This window comes from Stenotrophomonas sp. 2YAF22 (genome assembly GCF_052114665.1).
GTDB lineage: Bacteria > Pseudomonadota > Gammaproteobacteria > Xanthomonadales > Xanthomonadaceae > Stenotrophomonas > Stenotrophomonas indicatrix.
In genome coordinates this window covers 1-2,017 of the sequence record NZ_JBFRFE010000704.1, presented here as the reverse complement: position 1 = coordinate 2,017, position 2,017 = coordinate 1, and the positions used below count along the sequence as shown (strand labels likewise).

At 65.5% G+C, this 2,017-nt stretch carries 1 protein-coding gene; it reads left to right on the top strand.

Annotated elements, in window-relative coordinates; genetic code table 11:
* On the top strand, positions 1-2,017 hold a 2,017-nt coding region (clpA, locus tag AB4Y84_RS20160), incomplete at both ends, for an ATP-dependent Clp protease ATP-binding subunit ClpA (RefSeq protein WP_442250771.1).

The following is a 2,017-nucleotide window of genomic DNA, read 5'->3' as shown; positions in this document are numbered from 1 at the left end:
GTGCTACAAGCGCGCCCGTGAGGCCCGACATGAGTTCATGACGGTCGAACACCTGCTGTTGGCACTGCTCGACAACCCGTCCGCCCAGGCCGTATTGAAGGCTTGTGGCGCCGACGCCGACCGCCTGCGCCAGGAGCTGGAGCAGGCCATCGAGGCCTCCGTGTCCCGCCTGGCCGAAGATGACGGCCGCGATACCCAGCCCACGCTGGGCTTCCAGCGCGTGCTGCAGCGGGCCGTGTACCACGTGCAGTCCTCCGGCAAGAAGGAGGTCACCGGCGCCAACGTGCTGGTCGCCATCTTCGGCGAGAAGGACTCCCACGCGGTCTATTACCTCAACCAGCAGGATGTCACCCGGCTGGATGTGGTCAATTACCTGTCCCACGGCATCGCCAAGCTGGGCGAGGAAGGCGAGCAGCCGTCCTCCTCCGAGGGTGAGGGCCGCATGGAAGGGGGCGAAGGCGAGCCCAAGGGCGATGCCCTGACCGAGTTCGCCAGCAACCTCAACGAGCAGGCGCGTGCCGGTCGCATCGACCCGCTGGTCGGCCGTGCCGACGAGATCGAGCGCACCATCCAGGTCCTGTGCCGCCGCCGCAAGAACAACCCGCTGTACGTGGGCGAGGCCGGCGTCGGCAAGACCGCGATTGCCGAGGGCCTGGCCCGACGCATCGTTGAGGGTTCGGTGCCGGACGTGCTGGCCGATGCGGTCATCTATTCGCTCGACCTCGGCGCGCTGGTGGCCGGTACCAAGTACCGCGGCGACTTCGAAAAGCGCCTGAAGGGTGTGCTGACCGCGTTGAAGAAGGTGCCCAATGCGGTGCTGTTCATCGACGAGATCCACACCATCATCGGCGCCGGCTCGGCGTCGGGCGGCACCATGGACGCCTCCAACCTGATCAAGCCGGCCCTGGCGTCGGGCGAGCTGCGCTGCATCGGCTCGACCACATTCCAGGAATACCGCGGCATCTTCGAGAAGGACCGGGCGCTGGCCCGTCGCTTCCAGAAGATCGACATCGTCGAGCCGACCGTGGGCGAAACCTACGAGATCCTGCAGGGTCTGAAGTCCAAGTACGAAGCCCACCACGGCGTCACCTACGCCGATGAAGCGCTGCAGGCCGCCGTCGACCTGTCGGTCAAGCACATCGCCGATCGCCTGCTGCCGGACAAGGCCATCGACGTGATCGATGAGGCCGGTGCCCGCCAGCGCCTGATGCCGGAAGGCCAGCGCAAGGAGTTGATCGACGTCGAGGAAGTCGAGGCCATCGTCGCCAAGATGGCGCGCATCCCGGCCAAGCAGGTCAGCGCCACCGACAAGGATGTGCTGCAGCACCTGGAGCGCAACCTGAAGATGGTGATCTTCGGCCAGGATCCTGCCATCGGCACCCTGGCGTCGGCCATCAAGCTGGCACGCTCGGGCCTGGGCAATCCGGAAAAGCCGATCGGCAACTTCCTGTTCGCCGGCCCCACCGGTGTCGGCAAGACCGAGGTGACCAAGCAGCTGGCGCTGCAGCTGGGCATCGAACTGGTCCGTTTCGACATGTCCGAATACATGGAGCCGCATTCGATCAGCCGCCTGATCGGCGCTCCTCCGGGCTACGTCGGCTTCGACCAGGGTGGCCTGCTGACCGAGAAGATCGTCAAGACGCCGCACTGCGTGCTGCTGCTGGATGAAATCGAGAAGGCGCACCCGGACATCTTCAACATCCTGTTGCAGGTGATGGACCGCGGCGTGCTGACCGACACCAACGGCCGCGAAGCCAACTTCAAGAACGTGGTGCTGGTGATGACGACCAACGCCGGCGCGGCGCAGGCCTCGCGGCGCTCGATCGGTTTCACCAAGCAGGACCACGCCACCGATGCGATGGAGACCATCCGTCGTGCGTTCACCCCGGAATTCCGCAACCGCCTCGATGCGGTGGTGCAGTTCCAGCCGCTGGGCTTCGAACACATCCTGCGCGTGGTGGACAAGTTCCTGATCGAGCTGGAGATGCTGCTGCAGGAGAAGCACGTCAGCCTGTCG